Origin of the sequence: Parapedomonas caeni (genome assembly GCF_041060555.1) — a bacterium.
GTDB lineage: Bacteria > Pseudomonadota > Alphaproteobacteria > Sphingomonadales > Sphingomonadaceae > CAUJIW01.
Window position 1 is genome coordinate 1 of the sequence record NZ_JBEUDS010000054.1, and the last position, 3,880, is coordinate 3,880.

Sequence of the window (3,880 nt, forward strand, 5' to 3'; positions counted from 1 at the left end):
AAGGCATGGCCGAACTCAACCAACCCATGATCGAGGAGGAAAATCAGCCCCTACACATCACCGCCAAAGCCGCCTGACGATGGCCCACGGCCACAGCCGAAATTACACCACCTTGACGGACGCGACCAGGATCGCGCGTCACCCGACCGAAATCGTTGATCTCCTCCTGCGAGATCGAGATCCAGTCACTGACCAGAATCTCCTGTCCCACCAGCGAGGCCAGAGTCTCAACATCATATTCCGTCTGTGTCACGCGGCCCACCCATTTTCCGATACACGTCGGCAACAGGCGCCTGAGCGGCGCCCAGCCGTCAACGGCAGGAACCCCCTGCCCGGTTCCGCACCTCTACCATGATTGAATTTAAATTCAAGTTGTATTCCCGATGCGCAGGGCGCAATTCGAAATTGGTTTTACCTTCAACTTCCGCTATCATCCCGACACCCCAATTGTTCAATGAAGACAATGACAACGAAAAAGAAACAGGTCAGTGCCCGTCCGGCCGTCGCCCCCGTGGGCCGCAAGGAGCGGCGCAACGCGGTGAGCAAGAAGCCGGCGGCACCGCAGACGCAGCGCGGCAACCAGACGCGCGACCGCCTCAAGGAGGCCGCCGTGCGCGTGCTGGAACGCATCGGCTATCGGGCCATGCGGCTGTCCGACATCGCGGCGGAGGCCGGCGTCAACGTCAGCCTGCTCTACCATTATTTCTCCGGCAAGGCCGACCTCACCCACGAAATCCTCTCCGAGCTGCTGGAGAGCTGGCGCATCCAGGACGCCGGCGGCGGGCCATCGTCCGGCGACGCCTTCGAGTCGATCCTGCGCGCCAACAAGGTCATGGTCACCGCCTATTCCCGCACGCCCGGCCTGATGCGCTGCCTGCTGCATTTCGACGAAGAAGAAGCGGAGTTTTCCGAACTCTACCGGCGCGTCAGCGCCGACTGGAGCATCCGCATCGCCAAGGACATCGCACGCCGCTGCCCCGGCGTGTCGCTCGGCGACGAGCAGCGCCTGATGATCGCCTACGCGCTGGGCGGCATGGTCGACAACTTCCTGTTCGAGCTGTACGTCGACCGCAACCCCAACCTGGTCAAGGTGTTCAGCGCGCCCGACGACGTGGCGCACTTCCTGGCCATCCTGTGGTACCGCACGGTCTATCTCACCAACCCGCCGGCCGAGCATCTGCGCGGCTATGAAGGCTTTGCCAGCCTGCGTCTGGGCGAGGTACCAGCGGCCTGAGTCCCCCCTTATTGCCCCGCACTCGCCGGCGGGCGCTGGGCGCGGGCCGCGCGCATCAACTCGATCGCCCAGCCGGCCGGATTATGGCCGACCTGATTGAGCGTGCCGGCGAGACTGATGCCGGTCGACGGCTCATACAGCATGATCGCCCCCCAGAAGCCGGTGTGGCCATAGCAGGAAATGCCGTCGGCGGTGGTCAGGCGGGCAACACCCAGGCCGCGCTCGACGATCAGGCCGTTGCGCTCTTCGCGCAGATGCGGTGTCAGCATCAGCGCCAGCGTTTCCGGCTTGCGGAACAGCCGCCCCTCGCCCAGGGCGCGGATGAAGCGGTTGAGCTCGCTCGCCGTCGACACCACGCCGCCGCCGGCCCAGTCGAAGGAAATGTTGAACTTGCCGGTGCGTCCGGCGAAGTCGCCGATATAGAAATCGGCCTCGCGGCTGGTGTAGGCCGCCGCCGCCGGCGCGACCGCATAGTCGAGATAGCTGTGGCCCATCCCCAGCGGATCGAACAGCCGGGCGCGATAGGCCTGATGCAGCGTCCCGCCCGTGACCTTCTCGATCACCAGGCCGAGGATGATGTAGCCGGTGTCGCTGTAGTGGTAGCCCGCGCCGGGCGCGAACAGCGCGTTGGTGGCGCCGCCCTTGTAGTTGAGGAAGAAGTTGAGCACGCCGGCCTGCGGGTCCGTCGGCCGGCGGGCATCCCACGGCCGCCAGGTGCGCCCGGTCACCAGTTTGGCGACGTCGCAGCCGGGTGTCGCCAGACACTGCCGATGCGCCCCCAGTCCCGCCAGCAGCACGCCGCCCAGCGAATCTGGCGCCGCCTCGCCATGGCGGGCGTCCGACGTCTCGCGGGCATCGTCCATGAACACGTCGCGCAGCCCGGCCCGGTGCGCCAGCAACTGGCGTAGCGTCAGGCCGGCGCCATAGGCGCGCCCCTGATGGATCAGCAGGCGGGCCAGCACCTCGGGCGGCAGCACGCCGAGCGACCCCAGGGTGGTGTCGAGGCCGGTGGCGCCGAACGCGCCCTCCTCCGCCAGCTGCAGGATGATGGTGGCGGTCATCGTCTTGGTCACGCTGGCGATCGGGAACTGATCGTCCGGCGTGATGAGCGCCGGCTGGCCGTCACGGGCCGGGCCGACGCCACGGCCGAACAGCAGCGCGCCGGCGCGATCCTCCACCACCGCCACGGCATTATGGACCGCCTCCGGCCGCGCCGGGTCCGCCGCCACCAGCGGCAGCGCCTGCATCACCGCGTCAAGGCTGGCCGCCGCCCCGGTATCGACCGGCGCGGCGTTGGCGACACCCGCCGTCAGCGCCAGCAGCACCGCACAAACCGTCAATGGCCGCATCATCCTGTCGTCTCCCCCTGCCGCCGCGCACGGCGACTCACCTGTTATCGTAACGCCCGGCCTGTCGGGCACCCCTTTTCCGGGCCTCAGGCGTCACCCTTGAACGCCGCCACCCGCACCGACACATCCGGATCGAGCAGACAGGCGGCCAGACTGGCGGTCTCGGTCGCCATCGCCTTCTCGATGCGTTCCCGGTCCAGCAGGTTGACCGCGCGCTTGAGCGCCCGCACCACGCCGGCCGGCTTGGCGGCGATCTCGCCCGCCAGCGCCATTGCTTCCTCCAGATGTCGTCCCGGCTCGGCGACCCGGGTGACCAGACCGACCGTCTCCAGCAGCTCGGCCGACAGCTTCTCGCCGGTCAGCATCCAGTTGAGGGTCCGCTGCGGCCCGATCAGTCGCGGCAGCAGCGCGGTCACGCCGCCGGTGACGAACATGCCCCAGCCGATTTCGGGGAAGAACGCCCGCGCCTCGCGCGACCACACCACGGCGTCGCAATTGATCACCCACTCCAGGCCGCCGCCGACCGCCCAGCCATGGACGGCGGCGATCACCGGCTTGTCGCCGAACATGATTTCGCGGCTGACCTGCTGCATGATGTCGATGCGCGCCTGCATCACCCCTTCGTCGACCGGCACCGTTGGCGCGTCGTGGGCGGTGAGGTCGTCACCGGCACAGAAGGCGCGACCCAGGCCATGCAGCACGATGACATCGGTATCCGCATCGGCCTGCGCCGCGCGCAGCGCCGCCACGAGGGCGATCACCATCGCTTCGTTGATGGCGTTGAGGCAATCGGGCCGGTTGAGGGCGATGCAGCTCACCCGCCCCTGACGCGATGAGAGAACTTCCGGCGAAAGGGTCAATGCTCCAACCTCGTTGGCTTTGTACTGAACGTGTCACGATCCCTATTTGATTTTAAATTTAATTTCAAGTAATCAATGCCGGCGTGCCGCACGGTGCGTCCCGGGGGACGGGAAACGTTGGAAACAGAAGGGCCAGGCGCCGGACTCGTGCCGCCGCCACAGGGTCGTTGCAGCTCAGCCTGAACATTCAAGGACATACGCCGCCATGCAGGCCACCACTCCGAACCCGACAACACCCGGCCGATATTGAACATAAATTCATATTCTACGAATCAGCACATAGGGGGGAAAGACCATGCACGAATCACCGTGATCCACCCCCATTGAACGGGTCCACCTTGAAGTATGGTTTTGACCATGAAGGAGGACCACAATGGCAAACAAGCGACACAAGCCCGACGAGATCGTCACGAAGCTTCGGCAGGTTGAGGTTTTGC

Annotated in this window: 4 protein-coding genes; 1 reads left to right on the forward strand and 3 read right to left on the reverse strand. The window is 66.0% G+C overall.

Annotation, left to right across the window (positions count from 1 at the left end; all coding sequences use genetic code 11):
* Positions 1-43: 43 nt before the first annotated feature.
* Positions 44-253 (reverse strand): hypothetical protein, encoded by a 210-nt coding sequence (locus ABU113_RS17005; protein ID WP_454560640.1) that lies wholly within the window; start codon positions 251-253, stop codon positions 44-46.
* A gap of 210 nt (positions 254-463) precedes the next feature.
* Here ABU113_RS17005 and ABU113_RS17010 point away from each other — a divergent pair, with 210 nt between their 5' ends.
* The gene (locus ABU113_RS17010) at positions 464-1,234 is read left to right on the forward strand and encodes a TetR/AcrR family transcriptional regulator (RefSeq protein ID WP_454560641.1); all 771 of its coding nucleotides are present in this window, start codon (positions 464-466) and stop codon (positions 1,232-1,234) included.
* A gap of 8 nt (positions 1,235-1,242) precedes the next feature.
* On the opposite strand, the gene ABU113_RS17015 is transcribed toward ABU113_RS17010, so the two are convergent.
* Complete coding sequence (locus ABU113_RS17015; RefSeq protein ID WP_454560642.1) at positions 1,243-2,586, reverse strand: serine hydrolase domain-containing protein; 1,344 nt, start codon at positions 2,584-2,586, stop codon at positions 1,243-1,245.
* Positions 2,587-2,669: 83 nt separating this feature from the next.
* Positions 2,670-3,401 carry an enoyl-CoA hydratase/isomerase family protein gene (locus ABU113_RS17020; RefSeq protein WP_454560643.1) on the reverse strand — a complete coding sequence of 244 codons (732 nt, stop codon included), beginning with the start codon at positions 3,399-3,401 and terminating at the stop codon, positions 2,670-2,672.
* Between the last annotated feature and the right edge of the window lie 479 nt (positions 3,402-3,880).

What these genes read in the sequence shown, in the direction of transcription:
- ABU113_RS17015 (WP_454560642.1), bottom strand. Translation starts at nt 2,586, where the DNA reads ATGATGCGGCCATTGACGGTTTGTGCGGTGCTGCTGGCGCTGACGGCG.
- ABU113_RS17010 (WP_454560641.1), top strand. Translation starts at nt 464, where the DNA reads ATGACAACGAAAAAGAAACAGGTCAGTGCCCGTCCGGCCGTCGCCCCC.